Consider the following 22,066-nt stretch of genomic DNA (forward strand, 5'->3'; position numbering starts at 1 on the left):
AGCTTGTCGAGACCTCACCAGGTCTCGACAAGCTCGACCAACGGGTACCTCCTCTTCGAGGCCTAAGTTTCTTCGCTCTCGAGAGCCGCAAAGCGAAGAAACTTAGACCTCAAAGGAGGCGAGCGCGGCCGTTCCGGCTCAGACCCCGTTCGGTGGTCAGACGACGGCGTCCTTGAGCTTGACCGCCGGGTCCAGCGCGCGGTCCAGGTCGACCGTCAGCGGCACCCCGCGGTTCATCAGCTTGCGCACCTGGCCCACCTCGCGCGGGGAGTCGACCAGCAGCACCGCCCGGACCGTCGCCACGCGGTGGCCGTCCGGGGTACGGCGCGGGTGCCGGTCCAGCGCGTTCTCCAGGTAGAGCACGGCCCAGCCGCCCGACGTCGTGGGCGTACCGCGCAGCACCACCTCGTCGAACGGCGACGGCACCCCGAACAGCGCCAGGTCGTGCCCGAGCTGCTGCGAGAACACGTACGGCGCGTGCGACGGGATCGGGGCGAGCCCCAGCCGTTCGCGCACGTGCTCGGGCTCGGCGGCGCGCTCGTCGAGCCCCAGCAGGGCCCGGACGGTGACCTCGGGGTCGTGCAGCGCGGCCGACCAGTGCCCGCCCGGCACCGGCCCGAACACCGGGTGCTCGCGGGTCGCGATGTCGCCCACCGCCCAGACGCGGCGCAGCGCGTCGAGGTGCAGCCGGCCCGCCGGGTCGGTCGGGGAGTGCAGGCCCGTCAGCCGGCCGGCCCGGTTGACCCGGAGCCCGCCGTTCGACTCCAGCGGCAGGGAGCCGGCCAGCCAGCCCGACGCGGGACGCGCGCCCACGGCGGCCAGCACCAGGTCGGCCTCCAGCACGCGGCCGTCCGCGAGGACGACGCTGCCGCCGCCGGGCGCGCCGCCGGCCGGTCCGGGCAGCACCTTCTCGACGGCGACGTCCGTGACCAGGGTGACCCCGGCGGCGTCGTACCAGGGGGCCAGGAGGCCGCCCACGCTGCGGCCGAGCTGCCGCTCCAGCGGCACGGAGCCCGCCTCCACGACGGTGACCTGTGCGCCCGCGCCGGCGGCGACGCCCGCGACCTCCGCGCCGATCCAGCCGGCGCCGACCACCACGATCCGCGTCCCCGGGACGGCGGCGGCGCGCAGCCGCTCGGCGTCACCGGCGGTGTGCAGGGTCATCGCGGCGTCCCAGCCCGCGGGGCGCAGGGGCGCGCTGCCGCAGGCGAGCACCACGGCGTCGGCCACGACGTCGTCGCCCGACGCCGTCCGCACCACCACCTGCTCGCGGTCCGCCTCCAGGCGGGTCGCGGGGTCGGCCAGCCGCAGGTCGTCGACGAGGGCCGTGAGGTCGATCCCGAGGTCGTCCGCGAGCCAGACCGGCTCGGTGCGCTTGAGCAGCTCCTTGGACAGCGGCGGGCGGTCGTAGGGCGGCAGACCCTCCGCGCCCAGCACGGTGAGGCGACCCTCGAAACCGTGCTGCCGCAGGGCGGCGGAGGTCTGCGCGCCCGCCAGCCCCGCACCCACGACGACCACGCTGCTGGGGACCTGGGCTGGAGTCGACGGCATGGACCTCACGGTAGCTCGCGGGCCGCCAACCTGGGAATGTGCTCTGTATCAGGTTGCAAGCAGGTCACGGTCCTGCAGAATCGCGACGTTTCGGTTGTACCCTCGTCCCGTGGATCTCAGCGAGATGCGGACTGCCCCTGGCGCACCGGGCGGTGCCACGACCCTCCTCGAGCCGGGCTCGGCCGGAACGGTTACGCTCGAACGCACCGGACGGGCCGACCTGATGACGGCCACCACGACGACCAGCCAGGAGCTCGACCGCAGTGAGCCAGCCAGCGGCGAGGACTCCCAGATGAGCCCGGCGGAGCCGCAGCGCAGCAACCTCGCGATCTGGCTCGTCCTCGCCGGTGTGGGCATCTCCGTGCTGCTCGGCATGGTCGCCGGCGCTCGCGCCGGGGCGATCGGCATCGGGGTGGTCCTCGTGGTCTGCGCGATCTTCCGCGCGGTGCTCGACAGCCCCGTCGGGCTCGTCATCCGGACCCGGACCGTCGACATCATCCTGTACGGCGCGACCGCCGTGCTGATCGGCGTCCTCGCCGTGGCGACGCCGAGCATCTGACCTTCCCGGCGGGCGACCTGCCCGCCAGTGGCGCGGCCGCCGTCAGCGGTCCGCGCCCTCCAGCGAGCCCGTCACGGGCTGCTCCGACTCGACCACGCACAGGATGCGCCGGTCGCCCTCGGCCCAGCTCTCCTCCGACGGCGCGATCGGCCAGTAGAGCAGCTCCGACTGGGCCCACCGCAGCCCCACGTACTTCGTGAACTCCGGGTAGCAGTACGCGTCGGCGGCGTCCCACAGCGCCTGCTGCGTGGGGGCCTCGCCGTTCTTCGCGAGGCTGTCCTCGGCCGTCGTCTCGGCGTAGATCTCGCCGCCGTGCGCGGTCGTGCAGGGCACCACCGGGATCCGGTACAGCGTGGTCTGACCCGACGTCGCCGCGGTGTCGATGCAGTCGCCCACCTGCAGGTCGGGGATCTCGGCCCCGGCGGTCGCCTCGGTGTCGGCGTCCGGCGTCGGCGCCTCGGACGGCGCGACCTGCCCGTCGGCCTCCTGCGTCGGCAGCGGCTCCAGGCCGTCCGCCGGGTCCTCGGCGTAGGGGTCGGCGTACGGGTCCGTCGTCGCGTACGGGTCGCCGGTCGCGCTCGGGGACGACGTCGGCGCGGTGAGCGCGGGCCCGTCGTCGGGCAGCGTGATGCCGAGCGGGCCCGCCAGGGCCGGCGGCACGAACGACTTGGCGGTCGAGACCAGACCGGGCGGCAGCGACGACGCGTAGGTAGGGGCCGCCGCGACGGCGATCCACAGGCCGGCGACGGCGAGCACGCCCACGGTGACCGCGCCCAGGGAGAAGTCGAGGGTGCGCACCGACGACTTCTTCGCGCGGCGCACGTTGCCCGTGCCGTTGGCCTCGGCGGTGCGCATCGAGTGCACGAGCGCGGGGATCGCGAGCGGCCAGAAGAGCAGGAAGGCCGCGACCACCCAGCCGGTGCGGGTCGGGTAGGGGAGCTCGTTCGGGTCGGGCTCGTCGTCGCTCTCGTCCGGACCGGACGCGCCCTCGGTCTGCACGTCCGTGTCGGGCTCGGCCTCGTCGGCCTCGTCGGCCTCGTCGGCCTCGTCGGGCTCGGCGTCGCGCCGCTTCCTGCGGAAGCCGCCCCACCGCCTGCGGGCGCTCTCGGGCTTCTTTCCTGCCGCATCCAGCTCGTCGTCGCCGTCCGGCTTCTCGTCGGTCGCGTCCACCGCGGTGCCGTCCGCGTCCTGCGCCGCGTCCCCCGGCGTCTCCTCGGGTCGCTCCGACTGCGCCTCGGGCGCGTCGTCAGGAGTCTTCCGCGGTTCGGTACCAGCCGGTTCCGTCGCGCCCTGAGAGGTCTGCGTGCTGTCGGCCATGGTCCCGGATCGTAGCGGTGCCGCACGGTGTCCCGGAAGCGCGGTTTCACCCCCTTCGCCGAGTCCCGGTACGACAGCGGGGCCGCACCTCCCTCACGGAAGGTGCGGCCCCGGCGTCGTACGGGTGCGGCGAGCGGTCAGGCCTTGTCGTCGCTCTTCTTCTCCGGCTCGGCAGTCTTCTCCGGCTCGGCGGCCGGCTCTGCCTCGGCGGTCTTCTCCGCGGACTCGTCCGTGGCGGCGGCGGGGGCGGACTCCTCGGCGACGACCTCGGTCGCCTCGTCGTCGTCCTCGTCCTCGTCGGCCTCGTCGAGCTCGAGCTCCTCGGGCTCGACGGAGGCGAAGGCGCGGTAGAACAGCGCGGCGAGCGCGGCGCCGACCAGCGGGGCCAGCCAGAACAGCCAGAGCTGGCGGCCGGAGCCGTCGCCGCCCCAGTTGTTCGCGAAGAGCGCGGCGGCGGTCGAGCGGGCCGGGTTCATGCCGGCGTTGGTGACGAACCACGAGACCAGGGTCAGGGCGGCGATGGCGCTGCCCACGGCGATCGGGGCGTAGCTGATGCGGCTGCGGCGGTCGTTGACGCCCAGGTACACGCCCACGAGGATCGCCGAGATGATGACCTCGACCAGCAGCGCCGGCAGCCAGTCGAACTGCGCCTGGCCCTGCGTCTGCAGGTAGAGCGGGGAGTGCGTCGCGAAGCCGTTCACGGCGGCGTCGAACGCGTCGGAGGTGTTCTCCTTGCCGAGCAGCGTGAGCAGCGGCTGCGGGACGGTCGCGAACAGCACGGCGGCGGCCAGGATCGCGCCCACGAGCTGCGCGCCCCAGTAGCTGAACATGGCGCTGACCGTGATGCGGCCGCTGAGCCAGGAGCCCAGCGAGATCGCCGGGTTGAAGTGCGCACCGGAGACGCGGCCGACGGTCGCGGCACCCGCGATGTAGGCGAAGGCGCCGCCGAGGGCCACGCCGAGCCCCCCGACCGTGTTCAGCGGGCTGTAGACGAGCACACCCACGATCACGAGCGTCAGCAGGAACGTGCCGAAGGTCTCGGCGAGCAGGCGGGAGAGCAGGCTGGGCGACCGCTCCTCGACCTCGGTGACGCCGCTGGTCGCGGCGAGGTCCTGGGACATGAAGTCTGTTCCTTTCAGTGGCACACCTTCTCGGTGCGCGTCATGGCGGCGTGCAGTGCGATGTCGCGCACATCCTGCCATTACCCGCCTGGGCAAAACCTGAATACGCGCGGGCATTTTCTTCACCGTACTCGGGTACCGGTACCAGGCAAGACACAGATCGGCCCAGGGGCTGGGCGTGGCAGGCCGGTCGATGCAAGAGTGGGGTCATGACTGAACCCGTGAATGTCACCGTCACCGGAGCCGCTGGCCAGATCGGGTATGCGCTCCTCTTTCGCATAGCCGCGGGCGAGATGCTCGGCGCGGACACGCCAGTACGGCTCCGACTCCTCGAGATCCCGCAGGCCGTCGGCGCCGCGGAGGGCACGGCCATGGAGCTCGACGACTGCGCCTTCCCGAACCTGGCCGGCGTCGACATCTTCGACGACCCGGTCAAGGCGTTCGACGGCGTCAACGTCGCCCTGCTCGTCGGCGCCCGCCCGCGCGGCGCCGGGATGGAGCGGGCCGACCTCCTCGAGGCCAACGGCGGGATCTTCGGCCCCCAGGGCCGGGCGATCAACGACGGCGCCGCCGACGACGTCCGCGTGCTCGTGGTCGGCAACCCCGCCAACACCAACGCCCTCATCGCGGCCTCGAACGCCCCCGACGTGCCGGCCACGCGGTTCACCGCGATGACGCGGCTCGACCACAACCGGGCGCTCTCGCAGGTCGCGGCCAAGACCGGGACCCCCGTGTCCGAGGTCAAGCGGCTCACCATCTGGGGCAACCACTCCGCCTCCCAGTACCCCGACCTGTTCCGCGCCGAGGTCGGTGGCCGCCCCGGCGCCGACGTCGCGGCCGACACGGCCTGGCTCACCGACGACTTCATCCCGACCGTCGCCAAGCGCGGCGCCGCGATCATCCAGGCGCGCGGTGCGTCGTCGGCGGCGTCGGCGGCCAACGCGGCGATCGCGCACGTCCGCGACTGGACGCACGGCACCCCCGAGGGCGACTGGACCTCGGCCGGCATCTGGTCCTCCGGCGAGTACGGCGTGCCCGAGGGGCTCGTCTCCTCGTTCCCGGTGACGTCCGACGGCACGGGGGAGTGGAAGATCGTCGAGGGCCTCGACATCGACGAGTTCTCCCGCGGCCGGATCGACGCCAGCGTGGCGGAGCTCGCCGAGGAGCGCGACGCCGTGCGGACCCTGGGCCTGATCTAGCCGACCGCCTGCCCGCCCACGACCGACGAAGGGGGAAGCCGCTTGCTCGGCCGCGCCTTCGGCTGGTTCTGGGCGGGCGAGGCCGTGTCCGAGCTGGGCACGTACGTCACGACCGTCGCGCTCCAGGTGCTCGTCGTCGTCACGCTCGGAGCGAGCGCCACCGAGCTGGGCATCGTCAACGCGGCCCGCTGGGTCCCGTACCTCGTCCTCGGCCTGGTCCTGGGCGCGGTGGTGGACCGCTGGCGACGCCGGCCGCTGCTGATCACCACCGACCTGATCCGGGGTCTCCTGCTCGGTTCGGTGCCCCTGCTCTGGTGGGCCGGGGCACTGAACATTCCCGTGCTCGTCGGGTTCATGGCGGTGCTCGGCCTGGCGTCGCTGCTCAACGACGCCGCGTCGCAGTCGTTCGTACCCCGCCTCGTACCCCGCGGGTCCCTGGTCCGGGCGAACGCCCGGCTCGACCAGACGGGCGCGGTGGCGCAGGCGTCCGGTCCGGCGATCGGCGGCGCGCTGACGACGGCGCTCGGCGCACCGCTGGCCGTGCTCGTCGACGCCGTCACCTACCTGTTCGCCGCGTTCGCCGTCTGGCGGGCGGAGGTGCCCGAGCCCGGCCCGGCCCGCACCACGCCGCGCGCCGGACGCGATCCGCGGGGTGCGGCCGGCCGCTTGCGCGACGACGTCCGCGAAGGCTTGCGCTGGGTGTACCGGCACACCATGCTCGCGCCGCTGGCCGTGGCGACCCACGGCTGGTTCCTCTGCAACGGCATCGTCACCACGGTGCTGGCCCCGTTCGCGCTCGTCGGGCTGGGGCTGTCGGCCTTCCAGCTCGGGCTGGCGCTCGCGGCGGCGGGTGTGGCCGGGCTGGTCGGCGCGCTGTTCTCGGAGCGGGCGGGCCGGGCGTGGGGAGCCGGGCGCACGGTGATCGCGGCGCGGGCGGCGATGCCCCTCGCCTGGGGTGCCGTGGCGCTCGCGCCGGCGGCCGCGCCGTCGTCGGCGGGACCCGGTACGACGTCGGCCTGGCTGACCGTGGCGACCATCGCCGTCGGCCAGGCGCTCTACGGGCTGGCGACGGGGCTCGAGAACGCGAACGAGATGGGCTACCGCCAGGCGGTGACGCCCGACCACCTCCAGGCGCGGACCAACACGACGATCCGTAGCGTGAACCGGGCCATGCTCGTGATCGGCGCGCCGCTGGGCGGGCTGCTCGCGGATCAACTCGGCTACCGCCCGGCATTGTGGTGGGGCGTGGCGGGATTCACGCTTGTCGCAGTACTCCTGGGGGTCTCGCGATTCAGGACCGCGCGACACCCTCAGGTATCTTGATATCGAGAGATCGGCACATTCCAACACCCGGGGAGTCAGCCACACCCATGTCGAAGATCATCTATACCCACACCGACGAGGCCCCGCTGCTGGCGACGTACTCGTTCCTGCCGATCGTCTCGGCGTACGCGGCCAAGGCCGGTGTGGACGTCGAGACCCGCGACATCTCGCTCGCCGGCCGCATCATCGCCCAGTTCCCGGAGCGGCTCACGGAGGAGCAGCGCCAGGCGGACGCGCTCGCCGAGCTGGGCGAGCTGGCGAACGACCCGTCGGCCAACATCATCAAGCTGCCGAACATCTCGGCGTCCGTCCCGCAGCTCAAGGCGGCCGTCGCCGAGCTCCAGGCCCTCGGCTACGACCTGCCGGACTTCCCGGAGAGCGTCCAGACCGACGAGCAGAAGGACGCGCGCGAGCGCTACGGCCGCGTCATGGGCTCCGCCGTGAACCCGGTGCTGCGCCAGGGCAACTCCGACCGCCGCGCCCCCGCCTCGGTCAAGAACTACGCCAAGGCGCACCCGCACCGCATGGGCGCCTGGACGGCCGACTCGAAGACCAACGTCGCGACCATGGGTCACGACGACTTCTTCTCCAACGAGAAGTCCGTGATCGTCGAGGCCGACGACACGCTGCGCATCGAGCACGTCGCCGCCGACGGCACCGTGACCGTGCTCAAGGAGTCGCTGCCCGTGCTGGCCGGCGAGGTCGTGGACGCCACGTTCCTCGACGCCGCCGCGCTGGACGCCTTCCTCGCCGAGTCGATCGAGCGCGCCAAGGCCGAGGGCGTGCTGTTCTCCGTGCACCTCAAGGCCACGATGATGAAGGTCTCGGACCCGATCATCTTCGGCCACGTGGTCCGCGCCTTCTTCAAGCCGGTCTTCGACAAGTACGGCCAGGACCTGGCCGCCGCCGGCCTCTCGGCGAACGACGGCCTGGGCGGCATCTTCGCCGGCCTCGAGTCGCTGCCGAACGGCGCCGAGATCCGCGCCGCGTTCGACGCCGCGCTGGCCGACGGCCCGAAGATGGCCATGGTGAACTCCGACAAGGGCATCACCAACCTGCACGTCCCGTCCGACGTCATCGTCGACGCCTCGATGCCCGCCATGATCCGCATCGGCGGCCACATGTGGGGCCCCGACGGCGAGGAGGCGGACACCCTCGCGGTGATCCCCGACTCGTCCTACGCCGGGATCTACCAGACCGTCATCGACGACTGCCGCGCCCACGGCGCCCTCGACCCGGCCACGATGGGCTCCGTGCCCAACGTCGGCCTCATGGCGAAGGCCGCCGAGGAGTACGGCTCGCACGACAAGACGTTCGAGATCGCAGGCGACGGCACCGTCCGCGTCGTCGACGGCGCCGGCAACGTCCTGATCGAGCACGCGGTCCGTGCCGGTGACGTCTGGCGCGCCTGCCAGACCAAGGACGCCTCGATCCGCGACTGGATCAAGCTGGCCGTGACCCGCGCCCGGCTCTCCGAGACGCCCGCCGTGTTCTGGCTGAACTCGCGCCGCGCGCACGACGCCAACCTGATCCAGAAGCTGGAGCAGTACCTGCCGGAGCACGACACCGACGGCCTCGAGCTGCACGTCATGGACCCGGCGGAGGCGACGGCGTTCTCGCTCGCGCGCATCCGCCAGGGCCTGGACACCATCTCGGTGACCGGCAACGTGCTGCGCGACTACAACACCGACCTGTTCCCGATCCTCGAGGTCGGCACGTCGGCGAAGATGCTGTCGATCGTGCCGCTGATGAACGGCGGCGGCCTGTTCGAGACGGGCGCCGGCGGCTCCGCGCCCAAGCACGTGCAGCAGCTCGTCGAGGAGGACTACCTGCGCTGGGACTCGCTCGGTGAGTTCTTCGCGCTGGCCGCGTCCTTCGAGCACCTCGCGGTGACCGAGGGCAACGCCCGGGCCCAGGTCCTGGCCGACACCCTCGACCGCGCCACCGGCACGTTCCTCAACGAGGACCGCTCCCCGGGCCGTCGCCTCGGCACCATCGACAACCGTGGCTCGCACTTCTACCTGGCCCTCTACTGGGCCCAGGAGCTGGCCGGGCAGTCGGACGACGCCGAGCTGGCCGCCACGTTCAAGCCCCTCGCCGAGGCTCTCGCCGGCGGCGAGCAGGCCATCGTGGAGGAGCTGCTCGCGGTCCAGGGCAAGGCCGCGGACATCGGCGGCTACTACCGTCCCGACGGCGCCAAGGCGACCGCCGTGATGCGGCCGAGCACCACCTTCAACGAGGCGCTCGCTTCGCTCTGACGCCCTGCGGGCCGTACGGCAGTGAGGAGGGGGTGGATGGGAGTCCGGACCCGGGTTCCCACCCACCCCCTTCTCGCGCGCCCGGTGAGGATCGGGCTCGCCGTGGGCACGGCCGGGCTGGTGCTCTGTCTCGCCGCCGCCTGCTCGGCCGACGCCGTGGGGGTCCGGCGCGCGGGCGAGCCGGACTCGAACGGAGTCATGTCGAGCGCGATGGGCGACATGAAGCGTGCTGAGCCGATGTTCGTGGGCCTCATGAGCATCTGCGTGGCCGGAGCCGACGACGGGAAGGTCACGGAGGTGCGGGCCGTCGACGCCGCCGACGTGACGGTGACCGCGTTCAGCGTGGTCCCGGGCGCGGCGGACGACGCGGCGGGCCGCGGTTCGCTGACCCGCTCCGGATACGACGTGTCCCAGCACGCGGTGCGCAGCCGGTGCGGCGGTCCCGGGCTGGACGGTGTGTCGACGCTCCTCGTGGAGCTGGAACGCGAGGTCGACCAGAGCCGCACGCTCCAGGGATTCGAGGTGGACTGGGAAGCGGGCAGCAGGAGCGGAACCTTCTCATACCTGTATGAGGTCTCCATCTGCGCGCCGAAGGACGACGCCTGCGCCACGGCGCCGTGACCTTGGTCGCTCCTGTGGAAAAAGAGGCGGGGAGTGTCGGTGCCTGGACGTAGCCTCAGGAAACGATGATCGACGCACCCCGCACCCCCGAGACCACGCCCGTTCCCGAGGCGTCGCCTCGTCCTGCGCCGACGACGCCGACCGACCCGGCCCGCCGGCTCGACTGGCGCCGGCTGCGCGGCCCGGCCGCGGTCGTCGCGATGCTCGCGCTCACCGCGGGCGCCGTCGGCCTGGCGCTCGGCACCGTCGCGGCCGGCCGGCTGGCCGCCGACGCGACCGTCGTCGGGCTGGTGCTGCTCGCCGTGTGCGTCGTCGGCGGTGCGGTGTTCGACGGCGTCGGCCAGGTGACCTGGGCGAGCGTCGTGGACCGCGCCGAGGGCAAGCTCCGCAGCGACCTGCTCAGCGCGGCGCTGCGGCAGCCGCTCGCCACGCTCTCCGAGCAGGCGGTCGGCGAGGTGCTCGACCGGGTCGACGACGACACGCACGCTGTCGGCACCCTCGTGCGCCGCCAGCTCTGGGGCGCCGGCCGCACGGTGGTCGGCGTCGTCCCGATGTGGATCATCGCGGGCATCACCTGGTGGCCGGCCTGGCTGCTCTTCCCGGTGCTGGGCGGCATCGTCGCCCTGCTCACCCGGCCCCTGCTCGGCGAGATCGCGCGCCGCAAGGTGATCGAGGAGGCTGCCTGGACCGACCACGCCGCCGCCTTCGAGGAGGCGGTCGCCGCGCGGAACGACCTGCGCACCAGCCTCGGCCAGGCGTTCGCCGTGCGCCGCGTCGCGCAGCTCTCGGCGATCGTGCACCGCAAGTTCCGCGAGGTGGTGCGGGTCGAGGAGCGCCTGCTGCGGCGGGCCGGCCTGGTGATGTACGCGCTGCTGGCCGGGACCGTCGTCGTCTGCGCGGTCGTCGCCGCCGGTGGCGGCCTGTCGGTGGACCAGCTCGTCACCCTGTTCCTGGTCACCGCGATGTTCGTGGGGCAGATGGACAACCTGGTGCACCACCTGCCGGACATCCAGGAGGGCCTCGGCGCGGTGCTGCGCATCCGGCAGATGCTGGAGGTCGAGCCCGAGCCCGAGGGCGGCGACGACCTCCCCGAGGGTCCGCTGGACCTCGAGCTGCGCGACCTGACCTTCGCCTACGACGAGGGCACCTTCGCCCTGAGCGGCGTGGACCTGCTGGTCCCCGCCGGCGAGACCATCGCCCTCGTGGGCCGCACCGGTTCTGGCAAGTCGACGCTGGCCGCGCTGTTGTCGCGCGCCGTCGAGCCGGAGCGCGGGTCGGTGTTCCTCGGCGGCGCCGACGTGCGCGACCTGGACCTGCAGAAGCTGCGCGGCGCCGTGGGCGTGGTCACCCAGCGCACGGAGATCATCGCCGGCACGCTCGCGGAGAACATCGCGCTGTTCGCCGACGTGCCGCGCGCCGACATCGAGGCCGCCGTCCGCGAGCTCGGCCTGACCGACTGGACCGCCGGCCTGCCCGACGGCCTCGACACGCTCCTCGGCCCCGGCGGCACCACGTTGTCCGCGGGGGAGGAGCAGCTCGTCGCGTTCGCGCGGCTGCTCGTGCGGCACGTGCAGCTCGTCGTGCTCGACGAGGCCACGGCGCGCATGGACCCGCTCACCGAGGCGCGCGTCGTCGCGGCGTCCGATCGCCTGCTCTCGGGGCGTACCGGTGTACTCATCGCGCACCGGCTCGGCACCATCGAGCGCGCCGGCCTGGTGGCGGTGCTCGACCACGGCCGCGTGGTGCAGCAGGGCCCCCGGGCCAGGCTCGCCCGCACGCCCGGACCGTTCCGCTCGCTGCTGGAGGCCGGCGCGAGCGACGGGTCGCTGGACGAGTCGGCCGCCGAGCCCACCCTGGCCGTCGCCGCCGAGGTGCGCGCCGACACGACCGACACGGCCGCGCCCGACCCCGACACCGACACCCCCGATGCCGTCGGCGGCCGCCGACGGACCGGCACCCCGCCCGACCTGACCCCGCCCGGGGACGGCCCGAGTCTCGCGCGCGGCGTGCTGCACGCGCTGTTCGTCCGCCCGAAGTGGGGCCTGTTCGGCGCCGTCCTGTTCCTGCTGGCCAGCCTGGTCGCGGCGCAGGGCGCGGTCAGCGGTTTCCTGTGGGGCCGCACGGTCGAGATCGTCGGCACCGGCGAGCTGCCCGTCGGCCTGCTGGTCACGTTCGCCGTGCTGCTGCTCCTCCAGCCGCTGTTCATCTCGCGCGCGCTGGGCGTGTACCCGCGCTGGTGGGTCGAGGTGCTGCTGCGCATCCGGATGTCGGTCATGCACGGCCAGACCCGGCAGTACCGGCTGCCCGCCACGCCGCCCGGCGAGGTGGTGGCCCGGTCCATGGACGCCGACCGCTTCGTGCGGTACGCCGACCGCTGGGTCGACTTCGTCAACGGCCTCGCGATCGTGGCGGTCACGGCCCTGATCAGCGGCACCTGGACCGCCGGCGCCGTGCTGCTCGCGGTCATGGTGGTCTCCGCGGCGGCCTCGGCCATCGGCCGGCCGATCGCCGGTCGCTCCGCCGCCGGGTCCTCCGCGGCCCGGGCGCGGTTCGGCCGTGCCCTCGTCTCGGCCCTCGACTCGGCGCGCACGGTCAAGCTCGCCGCCCGCACGCCCGACGTCCGCCGCCACCTCGGCGAGGTGGACTCGGGGCGGGTCAAGGCCGCGATCTTCGAGCACCGGGTGCAGGCCGTGCTCGACTCCGTGCCGCTGGTGACCCTCTACATCGGCGTCGTCGTCGCCTGGGGCTTCCTGCTGACCGGCACGTGGGACCTGGCCACGACGCTCCTCGTCGCCAACGCCGTGACCGGCTTCGCCTGGTTCGGCGTCGTGGCCGGCGCCGTGGTCACCGAGGCGCCCGGCACCCGCGCCTGGCAGGTCGCGACCGCCCGGTTCGCCGGCGGCACCGACCTGGTCTCGCGGCAGCAGGGCGTCGACCTCGTGACGGGTGTCGCCCCCGCGCCGGAGCCGTCGCCCCGCGAGCCCCTGGACCGCCTGGAGCTGCGCGGCCTCACGGCGGTGCACGACGACGGCACGATCGGCGTCTCCGACGTCGACCTCGAGGTGCGCCGGGGCGAGCTCGTGCTGCTGCTCGGCCAGGTCGGCTCGGGCAAGTCGTCGCTGCTCTCCGCGCTGGCCGGGCTCATGGAGCACACCGGCGACGTCCGGTGGAACGGCACCGAGGTGACCGACGCCCAGGCGTTCCTGCGCCCGGGCCAGGTGGCGCACGTGGCCCAGGTGCCGCGCGTGCTCTCCGGCTCGTTCTCGGACAACGTGCAGCTCGACCACGCCCGCGACATCGACGGTCCGGTCCGGGGCGCGCGCCTCGAGCAGGACATGCGCGACGCCGGCGGCCCGCACGCCCTCGTGGGGCACCGCGGCGTGCGGCTGTCCGGCGGTCAGGTGCAGCGGCTCGCGCTCGCGCGGGCGCTGGCGGCGGACACCGAGCTGCTGCTGGCGGACGACGTCTCCAGCGCCCTGGACGCCTCGACCGAGATCGAGCTGTGGGCCGCCCTGCGGGAGCGGGGCACCACGGTGGTCGGCGCCACCTCCAAGCGCGCGGCCCTCGCCCGCGCCGACCGGGTGGTCGTGCTGGTCGACGGTGCCGTGGCCGACGTCGGCCCGTGGGCGGGTCTCGCCCCGCGCTGGAACCACCTCGCGGGCTGATCGGAGGGCGGGCAGACTCGTTGCCGAACGGGCGATGAGTCTGCCCGCCCGCCGTCGTCGGACCGGGGAGAGCCGCGGTGCGGCACCGACCGAGGAGATCCCCATGGCGAAGATCGTGTCCAGCCTGTTCATGGCGCTCGACGGCGTCGTCGAGCCGGACAAGGGCAACTGGCACTTCCCGTACTTCAACGACGAGCTCGGCGCGGCGGTCGACGAGACGCACAACACCGACGTCTTCCTGTTCGGGCGGGTCACCTACGACTCGTTCGCCGGCGCCTGGCCGGAGCGGGAGGCGGCCGGCGGCGAGGACGCCGGGTTCGCCAAGCGGATCGGCGACATCCGCAAGATCGTCGCGTCCCGGAGCCCGCTCGAGCTCACCTGGCGCAACTCCGAGCAGCTCCAGGGCGACCTGGTCGAGGCCGTCACGGCGCTGAAGAACGACCCGTCGATCCAGAAGATCGGCCTGTCCGGCTCGATCTCGGTGGTCCGCCAGCTCCTCGACGCCGGCCTGCTCGACGAGCTGCACCTGTTCGTGCACCCGGCCACCGCGGGCGGCGGCCTGAAGCTGTTCCAGGACGGCGACCCGTCCCGGCCCATGAAGCTCCTGTCGGCCACGCCGTTCCGCACCGGCCTGCTGCACCTGGTCTACACGCCGGACCCGAACCCGCCGACGGGCGGCTACGAGGAGGCCGTGGGCCAGCTCCCCGACGAGTGACGGCGCGGAGCCGCCGTCAGCGCGGCGGCTCCACCCGGTGCGGCAGCACGAACACCAGCAGGAACGCCACCACGGCGAGGCTCGCACTGGTCGCCATCGCCAGGGTCGCGCCGTGCGCGAAGACGTCGGCGACCACCTCCGGCGTCGGGCGGCCGGCCGGGAAGTCGAGCGCCCCGAACAGCACCGAGCCGACGACGGCGATGCCCGCCGCCGAGCCGATCCGCTGCATCGTGCCGATCACGCCGGACGCCGCCCCGGCCTCGTCGCGGTCCACGGTGGCGACGATGAACTGCGCGTTCGGCGCGATGAACAGGCCGCTGCCGATGCCGCCGATCAGCAGCGGGCCCGCCAGGTGCCAGTGGGTCAGGTCGCCGGTCGGCACCAGCCAGAGCACGAGCCACACCGAGACCAGGCCGACGGCGACCAGGCCGGTGCCGATCACGAGCACGGTCCGGCCCAGGCGGTGGGACAGGCGCTCGCTCTGCGACGCGCCCGCGATCGAGCCGATGGCGAACGGCACCGACACCAGGCCCGAGGCCAGCGCCGAGTGGCCCAGCCCCGACTGCCAGAAGATCGAGATGGTGAAGAAGATGCTGGTGAACGCGGCGAAGTAGACCAGCGCGAGGATCACGCCGCCGGTGAAGGCGGGGTGCGAGAAGAGGTGCGGCGGCACCAGCGGGCTGCCGTTGCGGGCCGCGACCCGGCGCTCCCAGAACGCGAACGCGACGAGCAGCAGCAGGCCGACCACCAGCAACGTGAAGGTCCACCACGGCCAGCCGGCGTCCTCGCCCTCGATGAGCGGCACCAGGATCGCGACGAGCGCCACCGACACCAGCAGCAGCCCGACGACGTCGACGCCCCGCGCGGCGCCCCCCACCACGATCTTGGGTAGCAGGGCGAACGCGGCCGTCACCGCGATCAGGCCCAGCGGCAGGTTGACGAAGAAGATCGAGCGCCAGCCCTCGTTCTCGCCGAACGCCTCGATGAGCAGGCCGCCGATGATGGGCCCCAGCGCCGTCGAGAACCCGATGGCGGCGCCCATCACGGCGAACGCCTTGCCGCGCGTGCGGCCGGTGAACATGAGCTGGATCAGCGCCGTCACGGCCGGGAAGAAGATGCCGCCGCACAGGCCCTGGACCACGCGGGCCACGATGAGCTCGGTGGCGCCGTTGGCCAGGCCGCACCAGAGGCTGGCGAGCGTGAACCCCGCCAGGCCCACGATGAACACCCACTTGTGGCCCACCCGGTCGCCCACGCGGCCCGCTGGGATCAGGGCCAGGCCGTAGGCCAGCGCGTACCCGGAGATGATCCAGGACAGCGTGCCCTCCGACGCGTCGAGCGAGAGGCGGATGGTCGGCAGCGCGACGTTGACGATGGTCGTGTCCAGCAGGGCCATCGAGATGCCGAGGATGAGCACCGCGAGCGCGAGCCAGGAGCTGCGCGGGGGAGTGCCGGGTGCGTCGTTCGGGGCCGCGGGCGCGGGGGAGGTGGTCACGGGAAGGCGGCCTCTCGGGGGACGGCGTTACGACAAGATCGTACGGCCGGACCCGCCGCGCGACGTGTCGAACGCCGGGGTCGCGAGGGTGACCTGAGCGTCTGACACGTGTGCCTAGGGTGGCGGCATGAACCTGATTTTTCGTGAGGCGGTACGCGACGACCTGGAGCGGATCGTCGAGCTCATCGCCGACGACGCCGTCGCCGCCACCCGCACCGGCACCTACGGCGCGCCGCACGTAGCCGGCTTCGAGGCCGTCGCGGCCAGCCCGGACAACGAGCTCGTCGTCGCCGAGTCCGACGGCGAGGTGGTCGGCGTCATGCAGCTCACCTTCATCCCCGGCATCTCCCGCAACGGGGCCGCGCGGCTCCTGGTCGAGGCCGTGCGGGTGGACAAGACCCTGCGCGGCCAGGGCATCGGCCGGCTGATGATGGAGCACGCCCACGAGCGCGGGCGCGCGCGGGGCTGCGTGCTGGCCCAGCTCACGTCGGACAAGCAGCGGCCCGAGGCGCACCGCTTCTACCGGAACCTGGGTTACGAGCAGTCGCACGAGGGGTTCAAGCTCCCGCTCTGAGGCGCGCACCCCCATTTCGCGGACCGGACGAACTGCTCACCCCGGACTCTTGCTGCAAATCTCTGCAAGCATTACAGTCGCGCTCGGATCACACACTTGGGTTCCGGACGACGAAGGGGTCATCCATGTCTCGCAGCGCGCCCCCGCGCCCCGTACAGGTCGGCGCGGCCGCCGTCGCCGTCACCCTGGTGGCCTCGGTCGGGCTGGCCGCCTCGGCGGCGGCAACGCCCGCCACACCTGCCTCAGCCGGAGCAGCCACCGCCGTCCAGGACCGCACCGCCGCCCTGGTCGGCAGCCTCCAGGACGAGCTCGGCTGCGTCGCCGACTGGGACCCGGCCTGCGCGGACACGGAGCTCGTCGCCCAGGGCGACGGCACCTTCGTGGCCGAGTTCGAGGTCCCCGCGGGCACCTACGAGTACAAGGTCGCCCTCGACGACGCCTGGGACGAGTCCTACGGGCGCGACGGCGGCGCCGAGAACGCGCCACTGCACCTGGCCGGGCCCGCGACGCTCCGCGTCACCTACGACGACACGACCCACCGCACCGCCCTGACGCCGCTCGGCCTGGCCGGGGACTGGACGGAGGCGGACGACGCCCTCGTGCACGACCCCGTGCGCCAGCCGGGCGGCGACGAGCGCTTCTACTTCGTGATGACCGACCGGTTCGCGAACGGCGACCCGTCCAACGACACCGGCGGCCTGGACGGCGACCGGCTCACGACCGGCTTCGACCCGGCCGACAAGGGCTTCTACCAGGGCGGAGACCTCGCCGGCCTGCGGCAGAACCTCGACTACATCGAGGACCTGGGCACCACCGCCATCTGGCTCACCCCGAGCTTCCTCAACCGCCCGGTGCAGGGCTCCGGCGCCGACGTCAGCGCCGGGTACCACGGCTACTGGATCACCGACTTCACGCGGATCGACCCGCACCTCGGCACCAACGAGGAGCTGGCGGCGCTGATCGACGACGCCCACGCGCGCGGCCTCAAGGTCTACTTCGACATCATCACCAACCACACGGCCGACGTCGTCGACTACGCCGAGGGCACCTACGACTACGTGGACCAGGCGGCCACCCCGTACCGGGACGCCGCCGGCGACCCGTTCGACCCCGCCGACTTCGCCGGCACCGGCGAGTTCCCCGAGCTCGACGCCGCCACGAGCTTCCCGTACACCCCCGTCGTCGACCCGGCCGACCAGGACGTCAAGGTCCCGGCCTGGCTCAACGACCCGACGCTGTACCACAACCGGGGCAACTCGACGTGGTCCGGGGAGTCGGTCACCTACGGCGACTTCAGCGGCCTGGACGACCTCATGACCGAGCACCCGAGGGTGGTGGACGGCTTCGAGGAGATCTACAAGGCGTGGATCGACCTGGGCATCGACGGCTTCCGCATCGACACGGTCAAGCACGTGAACTTCGAGTTCTGGGAGGAGTGGTCCACCGAGATCCAGGACTACGCCCGGGACCAGGGCAAGGACGAGTTCTTCACCTTCGGCGAGGTGTACGACGCCGACGCCGTCAAGACCTCCCCGTACGTGCGCCGCACCGACATGAGCTCCGTGCTCGACTTCTCGTTCCAGTCGGCCGCCACCAGCTTCGCCAGCGGCAACAGCGCGCGGCGCCTGGCCGACCTGTACGCCTCCGACGACCTGTACACGACGCCGCACAGCAGCGCGTCCGCGCTGCCGACGTTCCTCGGCAACCACGACATGGGCCGCGTCGGCTACATGCTGGCGGGCGCCGAGAACCCGCTGGAGCGCGACGAGCTGGCGCACGAGCTGATGTACCTGACCCGCGGGCAGCCCGTCGTCTACTACGGCGACGAGCAGGGCTTCGCGGGCACCGGCGGCGACAAGGACGCCCGCCAGACGCTGTTCGCCACGGAGGTCGACGAGTACGCCGACCAGCCGCTGGTCACCGGTGAGCAGGCCGGCAGCGTGGACCGCTACGCCACCGACGCGCCGCTCTACGAGCACATCGCCGCCCTCGCGGCGCTGCGCGAGGAGCACCCGGCCCTGGCGTCCGGCGCGCAGATCGAGCGCTACGCCGAGGACGGCGCGGGCGTCTACGCCTTCTCCCGGGTCGATCGCGAAGACAAGACCGAGTACCTCGTCGCCGCGAACAACGCCGCGCAGCAGCGCACGGTCACCCTCGACACGCTCACGCCGGGCGCCACCTACGCGCCGCTGTACGGCACCGACACCCCGCTCACGGCCGACGCCGACGGCGCGGTCACGCTGACCGTCCCGGCGCGCTCCGCGATCGTGCTGATCGCCGACCGCACCGTGGGCGCCGAGACCGCCGGGACCGTGACGGTGGTCCCCGGCACGAGCGCCCGGCCGGGCGCCGCGGTGACCGGCGTGGCCCCGGTCGCGGCCGGCATCGACGATGCCTGGGCCGAGACCTCCTTCGCCTGGCGCGCCGTCGGCACCGACGAGTGGCACCAGCTCGGCACGGCCGAGGACACCTCCCCGCGCGTCTTCCACGACGTCGCCGACGAGGCGGACCTCCCCGAGGGCACCCTCGTCGAGTACCGCGCGGTCACCCGCGACGCCGACGGCGACCGCGCCGCGGCCAGCTCGTACGCGTCGGTCGGCGTGGACGTCAGCGGCGTCGTCGACGACCCCACGGACCCCGACGTCGACCTGGTCACCGTGCCCGGCTCGCACAACAGCGAGATGGGCTGCGCCGGCGACTGGACGCCGGACTGCGAGGCCGCGCGCCTCACGCTCGCCGACGACGGCACCTACACCGCCACGTTCGAGCTGCCCGCCGGGTCCTACGAGTTCAAGGTGGCCCTGAACGGCTCCTGGGCGGAGAACTACGGCGCCGACGGCGTGCGGGACGGCGCCAACGTCGCCTACTCGACGGGCGGCGGGCCGGTCACCTTCACCTGGGACCCGGAGACCAAGGTGCCGTCGGTCGAGGTCGGCACCCCGGGCACGCCCGGCGAGAGCCAGCAGGCCGCGCACTGGGTGCGCCAGGGGCTGGTCCTGGTCCCGGCGTCCGGGTTCGGCTCCGGGGACACCTGGGCCCTGGGGACGGAGGCGGCGTCGTACCCGCTGACCCCGGCCGGCGGCACGGGCGACGTGCCCGCCGACGTGGCCGAGGACTTCCCCCACCTGGCCGGGTACCTCGCCCTGGAGGCCGAGGGCCTGAGCCGGGCCGCGGCGTCGTCGGCCCTGACGGGGGCGCTGCGCCTGACACGGCACGACGGCGAGACCCTGACCGCCGAGACCGGCGTGCAGATCCCGGGCGTGCTGGACGACCTGTTCGCGACCGAGCGCACGCTGGGCGTGACGTGGTCCGACAGCGGGCACGGGGCGAAGGGCGGCAAGGCCGCCTCGTTCGCGCTCTGGGCCCCCACCGCCCGCGCCGTGACGCTCCAGGCCTGGCCCGCGGGCCGGGCGCTGGACGCCCAGCCGCGCACCTTCGCGATGACCCGGCAGAAGGACGGCGCCTGGACGCTCGACGGCGGCCGCGCCACGCGGTCCCTGAGCCTGTCGAAGGGCGACTGGCAGGGCACCCGCTACCGCTACGCCGTCGAGGTGTACGTGCCGAGTACCGGCCAGATAGAGACCAACGTGGTGACCGACCCCTACTCGGTGGGCCTGACGCTCGACTCGACCCACTCGGTCGCCGTCGACCTCGACGACAAGGCATGGCAGCCCAAGGTCTGGCGAACGACCAAGGCCCCGGTCGTCAAGGATGCCGTGGACCAGACCATCTACGAGCTGCACGTGCGCGACTTCTCCAGCTCCGACGAGACCGTCCCCGAGCGCCTGCGCGGCACCTACGGCGCGTTCGGCGTCAGGGGTTCGGACGGCATGCGGCACCTGCGCTCGCTGGCCGACGCCGGCCTCACGACCGTGCACCTGCTGCCCACGTTCGACATCGCGACGATCCCCGAGGACCGCGCCGACCAGGCCACCACGGGTGACCTGTCCGGGTTCGCGGCCGACGGCACGGAGCAGCAGGCCGCCGTCGCCGAGGTGCAGGGGAGCGACGCCTTCAACTGGGGCTACGACCCGCTCCACTTCATGGCGCCGGAGGGCTCCTACGCGGTGCAGGCGGACGGCGGGGCGCGCGTGGCCGAGTTCCGCTCGATGGTCGGCAACCTGCACGGCGCCGGGCTGCAGGTGGTGCTGGACCAGGTGTTCAACCACACGGCGGCGTCGGGCCAGGACCCGAAGTCGGTGCTGGACCGCGTGGTGCCCGGCTACTACCACCGGCAGAACGCGACCACGGGCGCCGTCGAGACCAGCACCTGCTGCCAGAACGTCGCCACCGAGCACGCCATGGCGAGCAAGCTGATGGTGGACTCCGTGGTCACCTGGGCCCGCGACTACCACGTGGACGGGTTCCGGTTCGACCTGATGGGGCACCACTCCCGCGCGAACATGGAGGCCGTGCGGGCGGGGCTGGACGCGCTCACCCTGCGCCGGGACGGCGTCGACGGCAAGAGCGTGTACCTGTACGGCGAGGGCTGGGACTTCGGCGAGGTCGCTGGCAACGCGCGGTTCGAGCAGGCCACACAGGGCCAGCTCGGGGGTACCGGCATCGGCACGTTCAGCGACCGCCTGCGCGACGCCGTCCACGGCGGCTCGCCCGTCGACGGCTCGTCCCTGTTCACGCAGGGCTTCGGCACGGGCCTGTTCACCGACCCGAACGGGCGGGACGCGCGGCTGGAGGATCCGGCGTCGGTCAACGACGGCGGCGCCGACGAGGCGGCCGACCTGGCCCACCAGACCGATCTGGTCAAGCTCGGGCTGGCCGGGAACCTGCGCGCCTACGAGGTCACGACCTCGACGGGGGAGCGGGTCCGGGGCGACGAGCTCGACTACCGGGGCGCGCCGGCGGGCTACGCGGACTCGCCGGAGGAGGTCGTCACGTACGTCGACGCCCACGACAACGAGACGCTGTTCGACCTGCTGACGCTCAAGCTGCCGGCGGACACGTCGATGACCGACCGCGTGCGGATGAACACGGTGTCGCTGGCCACGACCGCGCTGTCGCAGTCGCCGTCGTTCTGGCACGCGGGCACCGACCTGCTGCGCTCCAAGTCGCTGGACCGCAACTCGTTCGACTCGGGCGACTGGTTCAACACCATCGACTGGTCGGGCCAGGACAACGGGTTCGGCCGCGGCCTGCCGATGGCGGCCGACAACGAGGACAAGTGGCCGTACCAGCGGCCCCTGCTCGCCGACGCCGCGCTCAAGCCGGACGCCGACGACATCGGGTTCTCCGCGGCCCAGGCGCGCGAGCTGCTGGAGCTGCGGCACTCGACCGACCTGTTCCGCCTGGGCTCGGCCGACCTGATCCGGCAGAAGGTGACGTTCCCGGGCTCCGGGTCGGACGCCGTCCCCGGCGTCATCACGATGTCGATCGACGACCGCGCGGGCCGGACCGACGTCGACCGGAAGCTGGACGGCGTGCTCGTGGTGTTCAACGCGTCGCCGGACTCGGCCACGGTCGAGGTGCCGGAGCTGGCCGGCCGCGACTACGCGCTCTCCCGCATCCAGTCGCGCGGGGCGGACGCCGTCGTGCGGCAGACCACGTGGGACCGCAGGGCCGGGGAGGTCACGGTCCCGCCCCGCACGGTCGCGGTCCTGACGGACCCCCGGGGCCGCTGAGGGTTGCTGAGGGCCGCTGAGCGGCTGCTCAC

The 22,066-nt window shown here is 73.1% G+C and carries 13 protein-coding genes; 9 read left to right on the forward strand and 4 right to left on the reverse strand.

Annotated features, from left to right (window positions below):
- Positions 1 to 156 precede the first annotated feature (156 nt).
- Entirely contained in the window at positions 157 to 1,551 is a 1,395-nt protein-coding gene (locus ACFU5G_RS19430) for an NAD(P)/FAD-dependent oxidoreductase (RefSeq protein WP_377248372.1), read from the reverse strand.
- A 109-nt stretch (positions 1,552 to 1,660) separates the two neighbouring features.
- Here ACFU5G_RS19430 and ACFU5G_RS19435 point away from each other — a divergent pair, with 109 nt between their 5' ends.
- Positions 1,661 to 2,110, forward strand: a complete 450-nt coding sequence (locus tag ACFU5G_RS19435; protein ID WP_377248375.1) for a DUF3017 domain-containing protein — start codon at positions 1,661 to 1,663, stop codon at positions 2,108 to 2,110.
- Positions 2,111 to 2,152: 42 nt separating this feature from the next.
- Here ACFU5G_RS19435 and ACFU5G_RS19440 read toward each other — a convergent pair whose 3' ends face one another.
- Positions 2,153 to 3,427 (reverse strand): septum formation family protein, encoded by a 1,275-nt coding sequence (locus ACFU5G_RS19440; protein WP_377248378.1) that lies wholly within the window; start codon positions 3,425 to 3,427, stop codon positions 2,153 to 2,155.
- A 137-nt stretch (positions 3,428 to 3,564) separates the two neighbouring features.
- Positions 3,565 to 4,548, reverse strand: a complete 984-nt coding sequence (locus tag ACFU5G_RS19445; RefSeq protein ID WP_377248381.1) for an MIP/aquaporin family protein — start codon at positions 4,546 to 4,548, stop codon at positions 3,565 to 3,567.
- Positions 4,549 to 4,757: 209 nt separating this feature from the next.
- On the opposite strand from ACFU5G_RS19445, the gene ACFU5G_RS19450 reads away from it, so the two are divergent.
- From ACFU5G_RS19450 to ACFU5G_RS19475, 6 genes are all read left to right on the forward strand, one after another.
- Positions 4,758 to 5,747: a malate dehydrogenase gene (locus ACFU5G_RS19450; RefSeq protein WP_377248384.1), complete on the forward strand. Its 990-nt coding sequence runs from the start codon at positions 4,758 to 4,760 to the stop codon at positions 5,745 to 5,747.
- 42 nt (positions 5,748 to 5,789) lie between these two features.
- On the forward strand, positions 5,790 to 7,070 hold the full coding sequence (locus tag ACFU5G_RS19455; protein WP_377248387.1) for an MFS transporter: 1,281 nt from the start codon (positions 5,790 to 5,792) through the stop codon (positions 7,068 to 7,070).
- 47 nt (positions 7,071 to 7,117) lie between these two features.
- Entirely contained in the window at positions 7,118 to 9,328 is a 2,211-nt protein-coding gene (locus ACFU5G_RS19460) for an NADP-dependent isocitrate dehydrogenase (RefSeq protein ID WP_377248390.1), read from the forward strand.
- Between the two features lie 36 nt (positions 9,329 to 9,364).
- Positions 9,365 to 9,949, forward strand: coding sequence for a hypothetical protein (locus ACFU5G_RS19465; RefSeq protein WP_377248393.1), 585 nt, complete (start codon positions 9,365 to 9,367; stop codon positions 9,947 to 9,949).
- A gap of 65 nt (positions 9,950 to 10,014) precedes the next feature.
- Complete coding sequence (locus tag ACFU5G_RS19470) at positions 10,015 to 13,614, forward strand: ATP-binding cassette domain-containing protein (RefSeq protein ID WP_377248396.1); 3,600 nt, start codon at positions 10,015 to 10,017, stop codon at positions 13,612 to 13,614.
- 103 nt (positions 13,615 to 13,717) lie between these two features.
- Positions 13,718 to 14,329 carry a dihydrofolate reductase family protein gene (locus tag ACFU5G_RS19475; RefSeq protein WP_377248399.1) on the forward strand — a complete coding sequence of 204 codons (612 nt, stop codon included), beginning with the start codon at positions 13,718 to 13,720 and terminating at the stop codon, positions 14,327 to 14,329.
- A gap of 16 nt (positions 14,330 to 14,345) precedes the next feature.
- Here the strand turns inward: ACFU5G_RS19475 and ACFU5G_RS19480 are convergent, their stop codons facing one another.
- Positions 14,346 to 15,824 (reverse strand): MFS transporter, encoded by a 1,479-nt coding sequence (locus tag ACFU5G_RS19480; RefSeq protein ID WP_377248402.1) that lies wholly within the window; start codon positions 15,822 to 15,824, stop codon positions 14,346 to 14,348.
- 127 nt (positions 15,825 to 15,951) lie between these two features.
- On the opposite strand from ACFU5G_RS19480, the gene ACFU5G_RS19485 reads away from it, so the two are divergent.
- Both ACFU5G_RS19485 and pulA read left to right on the forward strand, forming a co-directional pair.
- Entirely contained in the window at positions 15,952 to 16,398 is a 447-nt protein-coding gene (locus tag ACFU5G_RS19485; protein WP_377248405.1) for a GNAT family N-acetyltransferase, read from the forward strand.
- A 125-nt stretch (positions 16,399 to 16,523) separates the two neighbouring features.
- Positions 16,524 to 22,034, forward strand: coding sequence for a pullulanase-type alpha-1,6-glucosidase (pulA, locus tag ACFU5G_RS19490; RefSeq protein ID WP_377248408.1), 5,511 nt, complete (start codon positions 16,524 to 16,526; stop codon positions 22,032 to 22,034).
- Positions 22,035 to 22,066: the final 32 nt, after the last annotated feature.

Source organism: Promicromonospora sp. NPDC057488, assembly GCF_042802395.1.
In the GTDB taxonomy this organism is placed as follows: Bacteria; Actinomycetota; Actinomycetes; order Actinomycetales; family Cellulomonadaceae; genus Promicromonospora.